This window comes from Cohnella panacarvi Gsoil 349, assembly GCF_000515335.1.
In the GTDB taxonomy this organism is placed as follows: domain Bacteria; phylum Bacillota; class Bacilli; order Paenibacillales; family Paenibacillaceae; genus Cohnella; species Cohnella panacarvi.
On the sequence record NZ_KI911563.1, the window covers coordinates 3177485 to 3194812 of the forward strand.

The window sequence follows — 17328 nt, forward strand, 5'->3', positions numbered from 1 at the left end:
CGGCCCTAACCCACAGGAGGATGGATCAGCCTCATGAGCTTTCAATTGACGCAGCGGGCGATCAAGCTGCTGTGCGGACCGTTCGCCTATGAGCGGGGGGAAGCGTATTATCGCTCCCGCAAAGTGACGTTCAGCTCCTACGACGCGGAAGGGGCTCGCTTCGAGGCGATCGTGCAAGGCAATATCGACTATCGCGTGAACGTCGAGATCGACCCGAACGGAGACATCGGCGCGGAATGCGAATGTCCCGCGTCTCGCAACTATAGCAACTATTGCAAGCATATCGCCGCCGTGCTGCTGAATATCCACGATATTCAGCACGCGGGACGAGCGCCGGTTCGCACGGCGCCCAGCTTGCTGCATGGCCTGCGCGGCTCTCCTGCGGGAAGCGCGAATGCCATCAGTCAGCTGGCTGCGGGGTACGCCCAGGGAGTGCGTCCGGCCGAGGGCTTGTCGATGGCGGACCATCAGCTGATGAGCGGCATCCTCGGCCTCTTCGGAGCGGAGGAGCGCCCGGTGCGCTCGCGCGCCTCTCAGCATATTTTCGAGTCGCGCGCGATGTTGGACGTGAACTTCATCATTAGGCCTTTTCCGTACAGTTTCCGAAAATATATGTTCGGCGTCGAGCTGAAGGTCGGTCCGAAGCGCCTGTACATCGTGCAGAAAATTAGAGAGTTCCTAGACCGCATCGACCGGCGCGAAACATACGCTTTCAGCAAAAATTTCACCTACGAGCCTGAGCAGCATGCCTTCGGCCGATCCGACGACGCGATTCTCGCGCAGCTCATCCAAATCTACCGGAACGAGCGAATGGTCCGCGAGACGTTGAGCGCCTTCAACACCGCGGCCGCCGGGATGAGCGGAGACCGCATGCTGCTGCTTCCGCCCGCGGCTTGGGAAATGTTGGTGCCGCTGCTTCAGGCGGCTCCTTCCGTCCAAATTGAGCACGGGGCGGATATCTTCGAGGGGATTCGCATCTCTAAGGAGCCGTTGCCGCTTCGTTTCTCTTTCAACGAAGCAGAGGCGACGGCGGACGAACAGGGCTATCAGCTCGAAGTGCAGGGGCTTGGCGACATCATCATGATGGATGCCTACGGCATCGTTCTGCACGAAGGCAAGCTGATCAAGCTTCCCGCGGAGCAATGCAAACGCCTGAGCGAGCTCAAGCAGATGATCGATTCGTCCCGCAGGCAGCGGGTGCGCATCCCTAAAGCGCAGATGGAGCCGTTCATGGAGCGGGTCATTCCGGGTCTCGCGAAGCTCGGCGAGGTCGACGTGGCGCCGGTCGTGGCTGAGCGGATCGTGCGGACGCCGCTCAAGGCGCGGCTGTACTTGGACCGCGTTCGAGATCGTCTGCTGGCGGGGCTGGAATTCCAATACGACGACGTCGTCATTAATCCGCTCGAGGAGAGCAACCGTAAGCCGATGGAAGGGCGCATCCTGATCCGCGACTTGGAGCAGGAGGAACGCATTCTGTCGCTGATGGACGGCTGCCCGTTCACGCGAACCGAGAGCGGGTACTTCATGGACGAGGAAGAAGCGGAGTTCGATTTTCTCTATACGGTCGTCCCCCAGCTCGAGCAACTCCTGAAAGTGTACGCGACGTCGGCGGTCAAGACGCGACTTCACGTGTCGCATGCTCCGCCGAAAATCCGCGTCGAGTTCGATGAACGTACCGATTGGCTGGATTGCCGGTTCGAACTCGACGGCTTCCCGATCGAGGAAATCCGCGGGCTCGTGCAATCGCTCGAAGAGAAACGTAAATATTACCGGCTCGCCAGCGGCGCTCTCGTTCCTCTGGATACTTCCGCGTTCCACGAAATCGGGAGCTTCTTCGACGAGATGGGCGTCCGCGTGCGCAAGCTCGACATGCAGGCTGCCGCTTTCAAGCTGCCTCCCGTACGCGCCTTGCATCTGCTTGATGCGGATCATTCCGGCGACGCCGTGAAGCTGGGGAAGAAGTTCCGGCAGTTGCTGGACAATTTGAAAAACCCGGACAATCTCGATTTCCCCGTACCGGAGCATCTGGACGCGGTGTTGCGCGAGTACCAGAAGTACGGCTATCAATGGCTGAAGACGCTTGCCCACTATCGGTTCGGGGGCGTTCTCGCGGACGATATGGGACTGGGCAAGACGCTGCAGAGCATTACGTATCTCGTCTCCGTCCTGCCGGAGATTCGCGCGCAACGGCTGCCGGCGATGATCGTCTGTCCGGCCTCTTTGCTCTACAACTGGCATAGCGAGCTGCGGAAGTTCGCGCCGGAGGTGAACGCCGTCATCGCCGACGGCAGCAAGGCGGAGCGCGCGGGCACTCTGCGGGAATCAACCGGCATCGACGTCATTATTACTTCCTATCCGCTGCTGCGCCGCGATGTCGAGGAATATGCCGGACGCCCGTTCCATACGCTCTTTCTCGACGAAGCGCAAGCATTCAAGAATTACGCGACGCAGACGGCGCAAGCCGTGAAGGAAATCCAAGCGAAGCATCGTTTCGCGCTTACCGGCACGCCGGTGGAGAACAGCATCGACGAGCTATGGTCGATCTACGATGCCGTGTTCCCGGAGCTGTTCCAAGGGAAGAAGGCGTTCGGCGAGCTCACCCGCCCCGCAGTGGCGAAGCGAGTCCGCCCGTTCCTGCTGCGCAGGCTGAAGACGGACGTGCTCACCGAGCTGCCGGAGAAGATCGAGACGCTGCAGGCGTCCGACTTGTTGCCGGAGCAGAAGAAAATCTATCTCTCTTACCTCGCGAAGCTTCAGAAAGAGACGCTCAAGCATTTGAGCAACGACGGCTACCAGAAGCATCGGATCGAGATATTGGCGGGGCTGACTCGCTTGCGTCAGCTGTGCTGTCACCCTGGCCTTTTCGTGCAGGATTACGACGGGGGTTCGGCCAAGCTCGAGCAATTGATGGAGATCGTGGAAGAGTGCCGCAGCGCAGGCAAACGAGCGCTTATTTTCTCGCAATTTACGCAGATGCTCGGGTTGATCGGCAAGGAGCTTAGCGACCAAGGGGTATCGCACTTCTACTTGGACGGGAGCACGCCTTCCGCCGAGCGGGTCGAGCTGTGCAATCGGTTCAACAACGGGGAGCGCGAGCTGTTCCTCATATCGCTTAAAGCGGGCGGAACGGGGCTTAATCTTACCGGGGCGGATACGGTCATCCTGTACGATCTGTGGTGGAATCCGGCGGTGGAGCAGCAAGCGGCGGACCGTGCGCACCGGATGGGGCAGAAGAACGTCGTGCAGGTCATCAAGCTCGTGACGCGGGACACCGTGGAGGAGAAAATGTACGCCTTGCAGCAGCGCAAGAAGCAGTTGGTCGACGAGATCGTTCAGCCCGGGGAAGAGACGTTGTCCTCGATGTCGGAGCAAGAGATTCGCGAAATTCTGCAATTGGTATAATCCATACGGGTGGCATTATCCCTTCGAGGTAGACAGATAAGAGAATTTTCTTACTGTTAAACTTAGAAGGGATTTTTCATGGGCGAAAATCAATATACATGCTTATGCCGGTCGTTTGTCTCATGCCAAAATGAACCAATATTACTATAGACAACTAATTAAAGAAACTTTATCTTATAGAAATATGCTGCATGTTTTGCAAAAAGAAGATTATAATCGTCACAATTTGTCAATTTTGGAAGAAGTGAAAATTTGCTAGGAGGAATGATCAATAATGACAACATTTAAGAAAAAAATAGGTATACTGGCAGCGGCATTGACTTTGTTCGCCTCATTATTTGCTTCGTCAGCTCCAGCGTTCGCCGCCGATACATTCACGCCAATGGAAGAGACATTAATCAATCTGTCAGGCGGTTTTAAGTTTAAAGGACTGTCGAATAAAGAGATGATTGCGGAGGTTCAAGTATCGACAACCGCTAAGAAGTTTAAGGAAATCTATTATATTGTTAATTTATCGAAGGTCACTGACACAAGTTTCGAGCCCATGGACCCGGGTGAAACATTCACTTATCCGTATGAACTAGGCATAAGCAACATAACGTGGACTTCCGAACATAAAGGCTATTCGAAGGCTCCTGTCATCCTCGACACGGATTATACGTATGTGTTGAGCGCTGTTGCGGAACTCAGGTTCGAAGATGGAACAAGCCAAGTGCATGAATTTAACACCGTGTGGTACCCCCGAAATACCGAGCCATCAAGAAAAGGTAAAATTACTGAACATAATTATGGCGGAATTAATTATAATTGGCTAGACAATAAATATGTGACCGCAGAAGCCTATACAACCTATAGAGATTATCACGACCGTTACGCTTCGCTTAAGTCTTTGTACCTTAGGGCGAGGCTCTATGAAGTAAACGATGATGGAACCCTTACTAAAAAGCAAGAAATCGCGGACTATACGGAAGATGAGTTTGAAATCATCGGATATTCTCTCGGGGATTTTCCCGCGGATAAAAAGTATAAGCTATATGTAGAAACGATTAAAGAAGAATATGTCAACGGCAAGAATGGAGTAAAACTTCAATATATTTATAATAATAATGTAAGAACCTGGACGCCGGTAAAGACGGCTCTTCAACCTAAACTGCCGTTAAGACTGTAGTCTCCGATAAACTGACAATATCCCCTCCATGCGACAGATAAGAGAGTGATTCTTACTGTTTAATTGGAGGGGATTTTTCATCGTAAAGGTTCACAGGCTTCAGCAAGCTCATCATACCGTTACACTTGCGTCATCCGCTTCAGTTCGGCGGTCAGCTTGTCCAATTGCAGGAAGCTGTCGACGATTTGCTGGACTCGCTCGTCTTGCGTCGTCATGCTGGCGGACATCTCTTGGATGGAAGCCATGTTCTGCTCCGTGATGCCCGCGATCGTAACGATCTGATCCGTCATCTTCTTATATTGGTGCTGCAGGTCGTCGGCGGAACGATCGACGTGCGTGGATTGCTCCAACGTTCTGCCCGAATCGGCGGCGATCGAACGCATCGACCCGATGACTTGCTGAGCGGCCTCGCCGCTCGCAGCGACGGTGCGCTGGCCTTGGATGATTTGCTCGGCTGCTTCGGCGGTTCTCGTGCGAATCGTGCCGAGTATGAGCTCGATCTGCTCCGTCGACTGCTGAGAAGTCTCCGCGAGCTTGCGAATTTCGTGCGAGACGACCGAGAAGCCTTTGCCGTGCTCGCCCGCGCGCGCCGCTTCAATGGCCGCGTTGAGCGCGAGCAGGTTCGTCTGGGTGGCAATGTGCTTGATCGTCGCGACGATATCGCCGATTCTCGAGTTTTCTTCGTTCAGTTGATTCATCAGGACGGCGGACGCGTCGATCGCGGTGTTGACATGGTGCATTTGGGTTTCGAGCTTCAGCGCTTCCTCGCTGCCCAGGCGGGAATGCTGCACGGAGCTATCCGACAGCGTGCGCATATCCGCGGAGCGATCCGCTAACGAGATGACCTCTTGCTCGATCTGTTGAACGGATGCGCTAATATCCGTAATGCTGGACGTCTGCGTCTCGATGCTCGCCGTGATTTCGGTGAACGCAGTCGTAACGTCCCGCGAGATCGTGCTCGCGGAGGTGATGTTCTTCTTCAAGTTTTCGCTGAAGTCGTTCAGTACGGACAGGGATGCGGATACTTTCTCGACGATGCCCTGAGCGCGGTTGCTCTCCACAATGGCTTGCTCGCTTTGGGAGACGACCTCGCTCTGAAGGCGCTCGCTGAATCTGGCGGACGCGTAGAGCGGCACGGCGATCATAAGCAGGTATAGGACGATGGTGAATGGATCGTTGTCGCCGAACAGGTCGTCATTGTACTTGCTAAGGAACAAACCGATCGTAAGCAGCAACCCGATTCCGCCGGAGAAAGCGATCGCTCGCGAGCTGCCGTATAACGTCATGATTGCCAAGTTCACGTACACGAGGAAATAGGTCGTAATAATGGGCCCGGTGATGATGAGAAGCAAAGTAAGGACGGTGACGATCGTGGAGATGATGTACATGATATACTCGGCCCAAATTCGTCTGACGGACAGAATAGTCGCAACCCCGCACGCGAAAGTCCCTACGACCGCCAACACGATTATAGAGTTACTCGGAGCGTCCGAGATGAAGTCTACGATAATGCCGAGGACGAGCATCCCCCAAATGATGTTCACTAAAAGCTTGTTTCTGCGGTGCAATGCTTCCCTCGCGTCCATTCAATTCCCACCTTATTAGTATGAATATAGGGAGATAGTACCATAAAGGAGGACGTGTCGACAAACGTTCCCGGATTTTCTAATATTCTAGTGTATGGTGTGAAAATTCTCGGTACTGGAGGTTCGACATGGCGACTTTGAAGGAAGTCATGGACAGGCTTGCAAGCATGGGGACGGAGCAGACCAAGCTGACGTTCCTTCGGCACGGCGCGACGGAGCCGCTGTTCGGGGTTAAGGTCGGCGATCTGAAGAAGCTCGTCAAAGACGTGAGGAAGGATCAGAAGCTGGCGCGCGAGCTATATGAGACGGGGAATAGCGACGCGATGTATTTGGCGGGATTGACCGTCGATCCGAAGGCGGTCGACAAAGCGATGCTGCAGGAATGGGCGAAGGCGGCGCGCTGGTATTCGCTCGCGGAATATACGGTGGCGGGCGTAGCTGCGGAAAGCCCTTATGCGCGGGAGCTTGCGATGGAATGGATTCGCTCGCCGGAGGAGATGGTCGCCGCGTGCGGTTGGAGCACATATGCGAACTATATCTCGATTACGCCGGATGCTAAGCTCGATCTGGAAGAGATTCGCGGCTTGCTGCGACAAATCGAGAATACGATCCACGAGGAGAGGAACCGCGTCCGCTATACGATGAACGGGTTCGTCATCATGGTCGGGGCTTCGGTTATCCCCTTGTACGAGGAAGCCGTCGGCATCGCGAAGACAATCGGCAAAGTGCATGTCGACGTGGGGCAGACTGCTTGCAAGGTGCCGCTTGCGGATGATTATATCGAGAAAATAGTCGTGTCGGGCAAAGCGGGCATGAAGAAAAAGACGTGCATATGCTAGCGGACGTGGACTGGGAAGCGGGGGAGCGGAAGAGTGCAGCCTTTTACGGTACGTGTATTGGAGATCATTAAGAGGATTCCGGAAGGTAGCGTGATGACCTACGGTCAAATCGCGGTGGTGGCGGGAAGCCCGCGAGGGGCGCGGCAGGTCGTGCGGATCTTGCATTCGCTTAGTTCCGCTCACGGACTGCCGTGGCACCGCGTCGTGAACGCGAAAGGAGAAATCGCCCTTCCGGAAGGGGAAGGGCGATTCATGCAGCGGCATTATCTGGAGCAGGAGGGCGTGGAGTTCGGACTCGGCGGGCGGATCGATCTGGAGCGGTACCGGTACGAGTTCCCGCCGTCGGAACGTTAAGCTTGTTGCTCGAAGCGGCGCGCGATCTCGACGATCACTTGCACGGACTTCTCCATGTTGTCGACTGAAGCGAATTCGTAACGGCCGTGATAATTCTCGCCGCCGGTGAAAAGGTTGGGCGTAGGCAAGCCCTTGAATGAAAGCTGCGAACCGTCTGTGCCGCCGCGGATCGGCTTTACGATCGGCTCGATGCCGAGGCTCGTCATGGCGTCGTGCGCGATGTCGACGATATGCTTCACGGGCTCGATTTTCTCGCGCATGTTGTAGTACTGGTCTTTCATTTCAAGCGTAATGCGGTCTTCTCCATACTCGCTCTTGAGCTGATCGACGATCGCCGTCATCAGCTCTTTGCGGCTGTTGAACAGCTCTCGGTCGTGGTCGCGAATAATATAGACGAGTTTGGCTTCCTCGACGGTCGCGTTGAACGAGATGAGGTGGAAGAAGCCTTCATAGCCTTCCGTCAGCTCGGGCGCTTCCGCCGCGGGCAGCTTGGCGTTCAGCGCCATGCCGATCTTGGCGGCGTTGATCATCTTGCCTTTGGCCGTGCCGGGATGGACGTTCTTGCCGCGAATCGTAATCCGCGCTTGGGCCGCGTTAAAGCTCTCGTACTCGAGCTCGCCTAGCGGGCCGCCGTCGACCGTGTACGCGTACTCCGCGCCGAAAGCCTCGACGTCGAATTTGTGCGCGCCCCTGCCGATTTCCTCGTCCGGCGTGAACGCGACGCGAATCTTGCCGTGCTTGATGTCGGGATTGCGGATTAAATATTCCATTGCCGTCATAATCTCGGCGATTCCGGCTTTATTGTCCGCGCCGAGCAGCGTCGTGCCGTCGGTCGTGATCAGCGTATGGCCCACGTAGCCTGACAGGGCAGGAAATTCCATCGGCGACAGCACGATGTTCTGCTCGGCGTTCAACGCGATGTCTTGGCCGTCGTAATCGCGGACGATCTGCGGATTGACGTTCGCGCCGGTCATGTCGGTCGCCGTATCGACGTGCGCGAGGAAGCCGATCGTCGTGACGTTCGGCTTGTCGGTGTTGGCGGGCAGCGTCGCCATGACGTAGCCGTTGTCGTCCATCGTGACGTCCTGCATGCCGATGGCCTTAAGCTCCTCTACGAGCATGCGCGCGAGGACGAGCTGACCCGGCGTCGACGGGCAGGTTTCAACGTTGTCGTCGGACTGCGTTTCTACTTTAACGTAAGTCGTGAGCCTGCGGATGAGATCTTCTTGCAGCGTCGGCATAGGCGGATGCATCTCCTTTTATTTAACCAATTCGGACAATAGGCGGTATGATTTCAAGCGCGCTTCATGATCGTAGATTTGCGCCGCGACGATGAGTTCGTCGGCTTGGGTCTCTTCGAGTATGCTCGCCATCCGGGCCCGCACCGTGTCCGGGCTGCCGATAACCGCGTATTGCAGCATATGGCGAAGATGGAACTGTTCCTGCGCGGTCCATAAGCCGTCCATCGCTTCCACGTCCACGGGCGGCAGCAGCTTGCCGGTACGGCCCCGGATGATGTTCAGGAACGTCTGGTACAGCGAAGTCGCGAGCCTCTGCGCCTCGTAGTCGGTGTCCGCGACGATCGCGTTCATGCCGACCATGACGTGAGGCTTTTCGAGCGCGTCGGACGGCCGGAAGTTGCTGCGGTACAGGTCGAGCGCCGGGAGCAAGTAATCCGGGGCAAAATGGCTCGCGAACGCGAAAGGAAGTCCAAGCTGGGCAGCCAACTGCGCGCTGAAGCCGCTGGAGCCGAGCAGCCAGATCGGAATGTCGAGACCTTCGCCGGGAATGGCGCGCACGTTGCCGGGCGTATGGATCGCGTCGGGCGACGGATGGAAATATTCGCGCAGCTCCGCGACTTGCTCCGGGAAGTTCTGTCCGTCGCTCGTCAGTCCACGGCGCAAGGCGCGGGCGGCCGGCTGGTCCGAGCCCGGCGCGCGGCCGAGACCGAGATCGATGCGTCCCGGGAACAGCGACTCCAGCGTGCCGAATTGCTCGGCGATGACGAGCGGCGCGTGGTTCGGCAGCATGATCCCGCCGGAGCCGACGCGGATCGAGTTCGTTCCGGCCGCGATATGGCCGATGACGACCGAAGTCGCGGAGCTTGCGATGCCGGGCATATTGTGGTGCTCGGCGAGCCAGTAGCGCTTATAGCCCCATTCTTCGGCATGCCGCGCTAGATCCAGCGAATGGCGGAGCGCGTCGGACGCCGTGCTGCCCGATACGATCGGGGCGAGATCCAAGACGGATAAGGGAACGTCGGCAAGACGTTTAGGCGTTGAAGTAGTGTCGGGCATAAAGCATTCGGCCTCCGATCGATCAATATAGGTTAATGATTTCCTTGTTTCCTATTATCGAACAGTCGGATAACGAATCGCAAGTTTAGGGGGGTTGACAGCCGGCCGATTATCTATTATCTTAAATTTAAGATATTCAATATCAAGACAACAACAAAGGAGCTGTTGCCCTTGTACGATAACCACGAAGCATCGCTGAACCTCTATATCGCGCTGAACCGCGCCAGCCAATGGATCAATGCGCATGCGGACCGCGATATCAAGCAATACGGGCTGAACCGCACCGAGTTCGGCGTGCTGGAGCTCCTGTACCATAAAGGCGCGCAGCCGTTGCAACAGATCGGCGGGAAAGTGCTCATGAGCAGCGGCAACATTACGTACGTCATCGATAAGCTCGAGCAGAAGCGGTTGGTGCGGCGCAACGCCTCGACGGAAGACCGCAGGCTGATCTATGCGGAAATTACCGAGCAAGGCCGACAGTTCATGTCTGAAGCTTTTCCCAACCACGCGGAAGTCATCGATCGGGTGCTGAGCGCATTGACGGCGGAAGAGAAGGCAACAATGAGCGCATTGTTGAAAAAAACGGGCAAATTCGCCCAAGAGGAGTGGTCTAAATGACAACGCAACAACGTACGGCAGGCATTCACCACGTCACCGCATTCGTGCAGGACGCGCAGAGAACGGTAGATTTCTACTCGGGGTTCCTCGGACTTCGTCTGGTGAAGAAAACGATCAACTTCGACGCGCCGGAAGTTTATCACCTGTACTTCGGTAACGAAGGCGGAAGTCCGGGCACGGTCATCACGTTCTTCCCGTGGAAGGGTTCGCGTCACGGCCGCGTCGGCAGAGGCCAAGTCGGGGTCACGTCTTACGTCGTGCCGGTCGACGCTTTCGATTTCTGGCAGGAGCGGCTTAGCAAGTTCAGCGTGGATTACAAGGAGGCGACTCGCTTCGGCGAGCAGTACCTGCAGTTCGAGGATCCGGACGGCTTGCGGGTCGAGATCGTCGCACGGGAGGAAGGCCCGCGCAGTAAGTGGACGTTCGGCGGCGTGCCGGCGGACAAAGCGATCAAAGGCTTCGGCGGAGCGGTGCTGTTCAGCGGCGCGCCGAACAAAACCGGCAACGTGCTCGAGCAAGTGCTCGGGTTCGAGGTGGAGCGGGAAGACGGAGCGTATAGACGCTACAGAGGAACGGGAGATCTGGGCAACAAAATCGATATTCTGCTCGATCCCGCAGCGGCGGGAGACGGCGTCGGCGGCTCCGGCACCGTGCACCATATCGCTTGGCGGGCGAAGGACGACGTCGATCATGTCGCATACCGGAGCCGCGCCCTGGGCAACGGCATGCAGCCGACGCCGGTCATCGACCGCAACTATTTCAACGCGATTTACTTCCGCGAGCCGGGAGGCATCCTGTTCGAGATCGCGACCGATCCTCCGGGCTTCGCGCACGATGAATCGTTCGAGACGATGGGCGAGAAGCTCATGCTTCCGTCTTGGTTCGAGCCGCACCGCGAAGCGATCACGGCTGGGCTGCCTCCGATCGAAGTTCGCGTACTGGAGGGGGCTCGATCATGAAGCATGCTTTTAAGCAGGGGACCAACCCAAGCGCGCCTACGCTCGTCATCCTTCACGGGACAGGAGGCACGGAGAACGACTTGCTGCCGCTGGCGAACCATATTTCCGCGGAATCGTCGGTGCTCGGCGTGAGGGGCAACGTTCTCGAGAACGGAATGCCGCGGTTTTTCCGGCGGTTGGCCGAAGGCGTATTCGACGAGGCGGATTTGATCTTCCGCACGAAGGAGCTGTACGAGTTTCTGGGTACGGCAGCCGTCCAGTACGGCTTCGACCGCGATAACCTCGTAGCCGTCGGTTACTCTAACGGCGCCAATATCGCGGGGAGTCTGTTGTTTCATTACGCGGATGCTTTCAAAGGCGCGATACTGCACCATCCGATGGTGCCGCTTCGCGGTCTCAAGCTTCCGGATCTATCCGGCATACCCGTGTTCATCGCGGCAGGCGAGAACGATCCGATCTGCTCGGCGGCAGAGACGGAGGAACTGTCGGCGTTGCTTCGGGAAGCGGGAGCCGAGGTCGACGTGCATTGGGAGCGTCACGGGCATCGCTTAACGTCGTCCGAGGCGGATGCCGCGGCCGTCTGGTTCGCGCACATGTTCAGAGCGCAAGGAGGATGAATCGGCTATGCAAACGATCGATCCGGCTCAACTGAGCGAGCGGGATAACTATAAGCTGCTGATCGGCAGCATTGTCCCGCGTCCCATTGCCTTCGTTACGACGCTGTCGTCAGGAGGAGTCGTTAACGCGGCTCCCTACAGCTACTTCAATATCGTGTCGTCTAGCCCGCCGATGCTGTCCGTCTCCGCGCAACGCAAGAACGGAGAACCGAAGGATACGGCCCGCAACGCGATGGCGACCGGACAGTTCGTCGTCCATATCTCCGACGAGACTTATATCGCGCAGATCAACGAGACGGCGGCTTCGCTGCCCCCGGACGAAAGCGAAGTCGTTCTGGCGGGATTGACGCCGGTCGCGAGCAGCAAAGTGGCCGTGCCCGGAATCAAAGAAGCACGCATTCGGATGGAATGCGTGCTGGAGCAGGCGATCCCGCTCGGGGATAAAGACGGCGTGCCCGCCTGCGATCTGCTGATCGGGCGCGTCGTACAATACCATTTCGACTCCGTCGTCTACAACAACGGCTACATCGACGCCGAAGCGCTGAAGCCGGTGAGCCGTCTGGCGGGAAACACGTACGCGAAGCTCGGAGAGTTGTTCGAGGTTGAGCGTCCGGGCTAAGCCGCCTACAAACCTTTGATCGTCTTTAGATTCGGCTCTCTGCTGCCTTTATGGATCGATAGGTTTGGTCTTGTTCGGAGCGATCTAATAGCTGTTGCGATCAGGAACTGCGCCGCATAATACGTCGTCATGATCCATATGCCCGAATGAGAGATGTCCTCCACGAACATGTTCCACGACAGAATCGTGTCCGAGGCAAGGAACAGCAGGCTTCCGGCGATGGCGTAGCGGTTGCCGGACATGATCGCCGACCATGCCATCGCGGCGATCACCGCGATATAGAGCAGCACGGGCGCGATCAGCCCCGTCTTGTCGTCCTGCCGGAGCGCATCGACTAGCTGCCAAGCGAAGTATCCCGAGTAGAGCGCGATCGGCACGATCGTCGCCGCGCGAAGAAGAGAGTATCGCCAATGACGGACAAAGGCGTTCAGGTAGCAGAGGTGTCCGATCAAGAAAGCGGTAAGCCCGACGACGAACCAATGCAGCAGGCCGTCTCCGAGCATGCAGAAGAACAGGCCGGCGAGAACGATTCCATGAGATCGTTCTTTCTGCTGCGCCGACTTTATTCCCTGATACGCATAGAGCAGCATGAGCCACATCGGGACGAGCTTGAACAATAGCTTGACCGCTTGCGGTTCCGACGGAATCGCGAATATGTATAGTGAACCCATCGCTAGGATCGACAACGGCAGTCCGTATTTATTCACCGAATTATCCTCCCGAGCCGAGCGATGCATGAACGCCACGATCCTACATTTTGTTACAAAAGAAGTGGCGTACATATAGGCTTGACTGCTCATTCTGGGCGTTAGCCCGCATAGTATGATAAGGATACCACATATCTGAAAGCGCAACCATTAGGCGATTGGAGTGATTGATGTGGGTACCCGGTTATTGTCCGAGCAATTGATTAGGTCGAGATACCCGCACTTCCGTTATGTGCGCATTCATACGCACGGGAGGAACGCGGCGACGATCTATGCCTGGAACGAGGATTTACGATTGACCGAGCCGGATAAAGCCGAGCTGAAGCGGTTCGCTTCCGGTTATTTGACCTCCTACGTATGCTTTCAGATCAAGGATTATCCGAGTCTGAAGACCGACAACGTGCCGGAAGTGTTCGAGCTGCCGGAGCGGATCCTGCAGGCGGCGATGAGTCGGACGCTCGATATTAACGGGATCGTGAACGTCATCAACGGCTTGTTCTTGTCGGGCGTGCTGACGTACAGCCGCTACGATCCGATCAAAGGCACGATCTATTTCGACGTGCGAACGACGTGCGCGGTGACGGAGATCGAGAAGCAGCTGATCGGACGTTACTTGTACGAGATGGTGCCGCTAGGCGCGAATTTCGAGGTAACTTACGTGCAAACGGTTAAGGCTGTCGAGTGATCGAAAGCCGCGATCCCGGACAAGGGTTCGCGGCTTGATGTAGGTAAAGATGAATTAGTGTTGAGAGAGATGGGCGAGATAAGGCGTCAAGTCGACATTCAGGACGGCCGCGAGACGTCTGCCGTATTCGGCATCCACTCTGTATAAATTGCACACCGCGCGAAGCTTCGTCATCTCTTCGACCGAGCTGGCAGTTGTCGCCAAACTCGGAATGAGCGCCGTCTTTTCCTCGTCGGAGTAGCCGTTCCATTGTTCGGCGGTTAGGCCGACAGCGAGCTTCTGCAACGTCTGGTTGTCTTGGTTAGTCGTAAAATCCGTCATGCGATGCGCTCCTTTCGAATTGGCGGCAAGAAGGTAGAGAGGCTCGTGCAAAGTCGTGTTCGTGCTTGAACATAATGTATAACACGTCCTATATTAGAGTCAATATTTAATTATAATAACTATAAATAGGGATCGCGGGGCGGGGACTCCGCGAGTCCGCCGGAATAGCGGCACCACAGGCCGCTAAATCGCAGGATGGCCGCGAGTCTGCCGGAATAGCGGCACCACAGGCCGCTAAATCGCATAATTCCGCGAGTCCGGCGGAATAGCGGTACCACAGGCCGTTAAATCACAGAACTCCGCGAGTCTGCCGGAATAGAGGCATCACAGGCTGCTAAATCGCATAACTCCGCGAGTCCGCCTGGATAGCGGCACCGCATGCCGCTAAATCGCATAATTCCGCGAGTCCGCCTGGATAGCGGCACCGCATGCCGCTAAATCGCATAATTCCGCGAGTCCGCCGGAATAGAGGCATCACAGGCCGCTAAATCGCAGAATTCCGAGAGTCTGCCGGAATAGAGGCATCACAGGCTGCTAAAACGCATAATTCCGCGAGTCCGACGGAATAGCGGCACCACAGGCCGCTAAATCGCATAATTCCGCGAGTCCGCCGGAATAACGGTACCATAGGCCGTTAAATCACAGAACTCCGCAGGACTGCCGGAATAGAGGCATCACAGGCTGCTAAAACGCATAATTCCGCGAGTCCGTCGGAATAGCGGCACCACAGGCCGCTAAATCGCATAATTCCGCGAGTCCGCCGGAATAACGGTACCACAGGCCGTTAAATCACAGAACTCCGCAGGACTGCCGGAATAGAGGTATCACAGGCTACTAAATCGCAGAACTCCGCGAGTTCGCCGGAATAGAGGCATCACAGGCCGCAAAATCGCAGAACTCCGCGAGTTCGCCGGAATAGCGGCATCACAGGCCGCAAAATCGCAGAACTCCGCGAGTTCGCCGGAATAGAGGCATCACAGGCCGCAAAATCGCATAATTCCGCGAGTCCGCCGGAATAGAGGCACCACAGGCCGCAAAATCGCATAATTCCGCGAGTCCGCCGGAATAGAGGCACCACAGGCCGCAAAATCGCAGAACTCCGCAAGACTGCCGGAATAGAGGCACCACAGGCCGCTAAATCGCATAATTCCGCGAGTCTGCCGGAATAGCGGTACCACAGGCCGTTAAATCACAGAACTCCGCGAGTCTGCCGGAATAGCGGCACCACAGGCCGCAAAATCGCAGAACTCCGCAAGACTGCCGGAATAGCGGTACCACAGGCCGTTAAATCACAGAACTCCGCGAGTCCGGCGGAATAGAGGCACCACAGGCTGCTAAATCGCAGAACTCCGCGAGTCCGGCGGAATAGAGGCACCACAGGCCGCAAAATCGCAAACAGCCCCATCTCCAAGTAGAGATGGGGTTATTCAGCATATCCGCCGATCAGTAAGGATCGGCTTCGCGACCTGCCTTGCGGGAGATGTCGACGCCTTGGTAAGGGTCGATCTGGCCGCTCTCGGCCTTCGTCTGGAGGGCCGCTTGAATGCCTTCGGCCACCCGCTTGCCGTATTCCGGATCGGCTTCCGTGAAGTAGCCGATCATCCGGTTGCGGATGTCTTCCGTGCATTGCGCCAGCGCGTCGGACAAGTTGGCAACCAGTTCGTCGCGCTCCCAGTCTTCGAACTCCCGATACGTGCGGCCGGCTTGCTGGAAGTCGTTCGCGCGAGCGATCTTCTTCCGCACGAGGTTCGCGTCGTAATGCGGCTCGTGAGGTTCGCCCGTCTTCGGCGCTTCGCGGAGACCGCCGAGCGATGACGGCTCGTAATTGACGTGCGGATTCTGGCCGCGTCCGCGCTCCGGCCGGGCTTGCATCTGGCCGCCGGTCTGGTTCGTCGCGACGTGATTCTTAGCGGCGTTGATCGGCAACTGCAAGTAGTTCGTGCCGACCCGGTAGCGCTGCGTGTCCGAGTAGGAGAACGTGCGGCCCTGCAGCAGCTTGTCGTCGGAGAAATCGAGTCCGTCCACCAGCACGCCCGTGCCGAACGCCGCTTGCTCCACCTCGACGAAATAGTCGGAGGGGTTGCGGTTCAGCGTCATTTTGCCGACTTTGAGGAAAGGGAACTGATCTTGCGGCCACAGCTTCGTCGGATCGAGCGGATCGAAGTCCAGCTCTTCGTGGGCGTCGTCGCTCATGATTTGCACCGAGAGCTCCCATTCCGGATAGTCTCCGTTGTCGATCGCCGTGTATAAGTCGAGCGTGGCGTGGTTGAACGCTTTCGCCTGGATCTCGTTCGCTTCCGCTTGCGTAAGGTTGCGAATGCCTTGTCCCAACGGCTCCCAGTGATACTTCACGAGCACCGCTTCGCCTGCTTGGTTGACCCACTTGTACGTGTTTACGCCGGAGCCTTGCATCTGCCGGTAGTTCGCCGGAATGCCCCAGGGCGAGAACACGAACGTAATCATGTGGGTCGCTTCGGGCGACATCGATACGAAGTCGAAGAAACGCTGCATATCCTGCACGTTCGTAAGCGGATCCGGTTTGAACGCGTGCACCATGTCCGGGAATTTCATCGCGTCGCGGATGAAGAAAATTTTCAGGTTGTTGCCGACGAGGTCCCAATTGCCGTCCTCGGTGTAGAACTTCACCGCGAAGCCGCGCGGATCGCGCAGCGTTTCCGGCGAGTGGCCGCCGTGGATGACGGTCGAGAAGCGGACGAACACCGGCGTCTGCTTGCCGGCTTCCTGGAGCAGCTTCGCGCGGGTGTATTTCGCGATCGGCTCGTCGCCGACTTTGCCGAACGCCTCGAACATCCCGTGTGCTCCCGCGCCGCGGGCATGCACGACTCGTTCGGGTATTCGTTCCCGGTCGAAGTGCGTGATTTTCTCGAAAAAGTGGTAGTTTTCCAGCGTGCTCGGTCCACGGTCGCCGACGGTTCGCAAGTTCTGATTGTCGGTGACGGGGTGGCCTTGCCGCGTCGTTAGCGTCAATCCATCGGCCGAATGTGCGCTGTTCTTGTCGTTGCTGTTCGCCATCGTGCATCCTTTCCGCCTTTCCGTGTATGAGCGTATCGCAGAAAGTTTTTCCTTTTTTCCCGCGGAATAATCACTAACCAACCGGTATAGCGGCGGTCTCCCTATCCGCAAAGGAAAACCCCC

General features: G+C 56.9%; 15 protein-coding genes. 9 read left to right on the plus strand and 6 right to left on the minus strand.

The window, feature by feature from the left end; translation table 11 throughout:
* Positions 1 to 33: 33 nt before the first annotated feature.
* Positions 34 to 3402: a DEAD/DEAH box helicase gene (locus COHPA_RS0115310; RefSeq protein WP_027087036.1), complete on the plus strand. Its 3369-nt coding sequence runs from the start codon at positions 34 to 36 to the stop codon at positions 3400 to 3402.
* A 274-nt stretch (positions 3403 to 3676) separates the two neighbouring features.
* Entirely contained in the window at positions 3677 to 4570 is an 894-nt protein-coding gene (locus COHPA_RS0115315) for a hypothetical protein (protein WP_027087037.1), read from the plus strand.
* Between the two features lie 119 nt (positions 4571 to 4689).
* On the opposite strand, the gene COHPA_RS0115320 is transcribed toward COHPA_RS0115315, so the two are convergent.
* On the minus strand, positions 4690 to 6156 hold the full coding sequence (locus COHPA_RS0115320; protein WP_027087038.1) for a methyl-accepting chemotaxis protein: 1467 nt from the start codon (positions 6154 to 6156) through the stop codon (positions 4690 to 4692).
* Positions 6157 to 6284: 128 nt separating this feature from the next.
* Here COHPA_RS0115320 and COHPA_RS0115325 point away from each other — a divergent pair, with 128 nt between their 5' ends.
* Positions 6285 to 6995: a DNA alkylation repair protein gene (locus COHPA_RS0115325; RefSeq protein ID WP_027087039.1), complete on the plus strand. Its 711-nt coding sequence runs from the start codon at positions 6285 to 6287 to the stop codon at positions 6993 to 6995.
* Between the two features lie 33 nt (positions 6996 to 7028).
* Positions 7029 to 7349 (plus strand): MGMT family protein, encoded by a 321-nt coding sequence (locus COHPA_RS0115330; RefSeq protein ID WP_027087040.1) that lies wholly within the window; start codon positions 7029 to 7031, stop codon positions 7347 to 7349.
* On the opposite strand, the gene pepT is transcribed toward COHPA_RS0115330, so the two are convergent.
* Both pepT and COHPA_RS0115340 read right to left on the minus strand, forming a co-directional pair.
* Positions 7346 to 8590 (minus strand): peptidase T, encoded by a 1245-nt coding sequence (gene pepT / locus COHPA_RS0115335; protein ID WP_027087041.1) that lies wholly within the window; start codon positions 8588 to 8590, stop codon positions 7346 to 7348. The genes COHPA_RS0115330 and pepT overlap by 4 nt on opposite strands.
* 18 nt (positions 8591 to 8608) lie before the next feature.
* On the minus strand, positions 8609 to 9646 hold the full coding sequence (locus COHPA_RS0115340) for an LLM class flavin-dependent oxidoreductase (protein WP_027087042.1): 1038 nt from the start codon (positions 9644 to 9646) through the stop codon (positions 8609 to 8611).
* Positions 9647 to 9817: 171 nt separating this feature from the next.
* On the opposite strand from COHPA_RS0115340, the gene COHPA_RS0115345 reads away from it, so the two are divergent.
* The 4 genes from COHPA_RS0115345 to COHPA_RS0115360 are packed head-to-tail and all read left to right on the plus strand — an operon-like array spanning position 9818 to position 12459.
* Entirely contained in the window at positions 9818 to 10264 is a 447-nt protein-coding gene (locus tag COHPA_RS0115345; RefSeq protein WP_027087043.1) for a MarR family winged helix-turn-helix transcriptional regulator, read from the plus strand.
* Complete coding sequence (locus COHPA_RS0115350) at positions 10261 to 11223, plus strand: ring-cleaving dioxygenase (protein ID WP_027087044.1); 963 nt, start codon at positions 10261 to 10263, stop codon at positions 11221 to 11223. Before COHPA_RS0115345 ends, COHPA_RS0115350 begins: the two co-directional genes overlap by 4 nt.
* A complete protein-coding gene (locus tag COHPA_RS0115355; RefSeq protein WP_027087045.1) occupies positions 11220 to 11840 on the plus strand; it encodes an alpha/beta hydrolase in 621 nt (206 codons plus the stop codon). Before COHPA_RS0115350 ends, COHPA_RS0115355 begins: the two co-directional genes overlap by 4 nt.
* 7 nt (positions 11841 to 11847) lie before the next feature.
* The gene (locus tag COHPA_RS0115360) at positions 11848 to 12459 is read left to right on the plus strand and encodes a flavin reductase family protein (RefSeq protein WP_027087046.1); all 612 of its coding nucleotides are present in this window, start codon (positions 11848 to 11850) and stop codon (positions 12457 to 12459) included.
* A gap of 5 nt (positions 12460 to 12464) precedes the next feature.
* Here the strand turns inward: COHPA_RS0115360 and COHPA_RS0115365 are convergent, their stop codons facing one another.
* Entirely contained in the window at positions 12465 to 13166 is a 702-nt protein-coding gene (locus COHPA_RS0115365; protein ID WP_027087047.1) for a lysoplasmalogenase, read from the minus strand.
* Positions 13167 to 13338: 172 nt separating this feature from the next.
* Between COHPA_RS0115365 and COHPA_RS0115370 the strand changes: the two genes are divergently transcribed.
* The gene (locus tag COHPA_RS0115370; RefSeq protein WP_027087048.1) at positions 13339 to 13851 is read left to right on the plus strand and encodes a hypothetical protein; all 513 of its coding nucleotides are present in this window, start codon (positions 13339 to 13341) and stop codon (positions 13849 to 13851) included.
* Between the two features lie 54 nt (positions 13852 to 13905).
* Here COHPA_RS0115370 and COHPA_RS0115375 read toward each other — a convergent pair whose 3' ends face one another.
* Together COHPA_RS0115375 and COHPA_RS0115380 are read right to left on the minus strand one after the other, a co-directional pair.
* Positions 13906 to 14172, minus strand: a complete 267-nt coding sequence (locus COHPA_RS0115375; protein WP_027087049.1) for a catalase-related domain-containing protein — start codon at positions 14170 to 14172, stop codon at positions 13906 to 13908.
* Positions 14173 to 15615: 1443 nt separating this feature from the next.
* Entirely contained in the window at positions 15616 to 17205 is a 1590-nt protein-coding gene (locus COHPA_RS0115380; protein WP_027087050.1) for a catalase, read from the minus strand.
* Positions 17206 to 17328 lie beyond the last annotated feature (123 nt).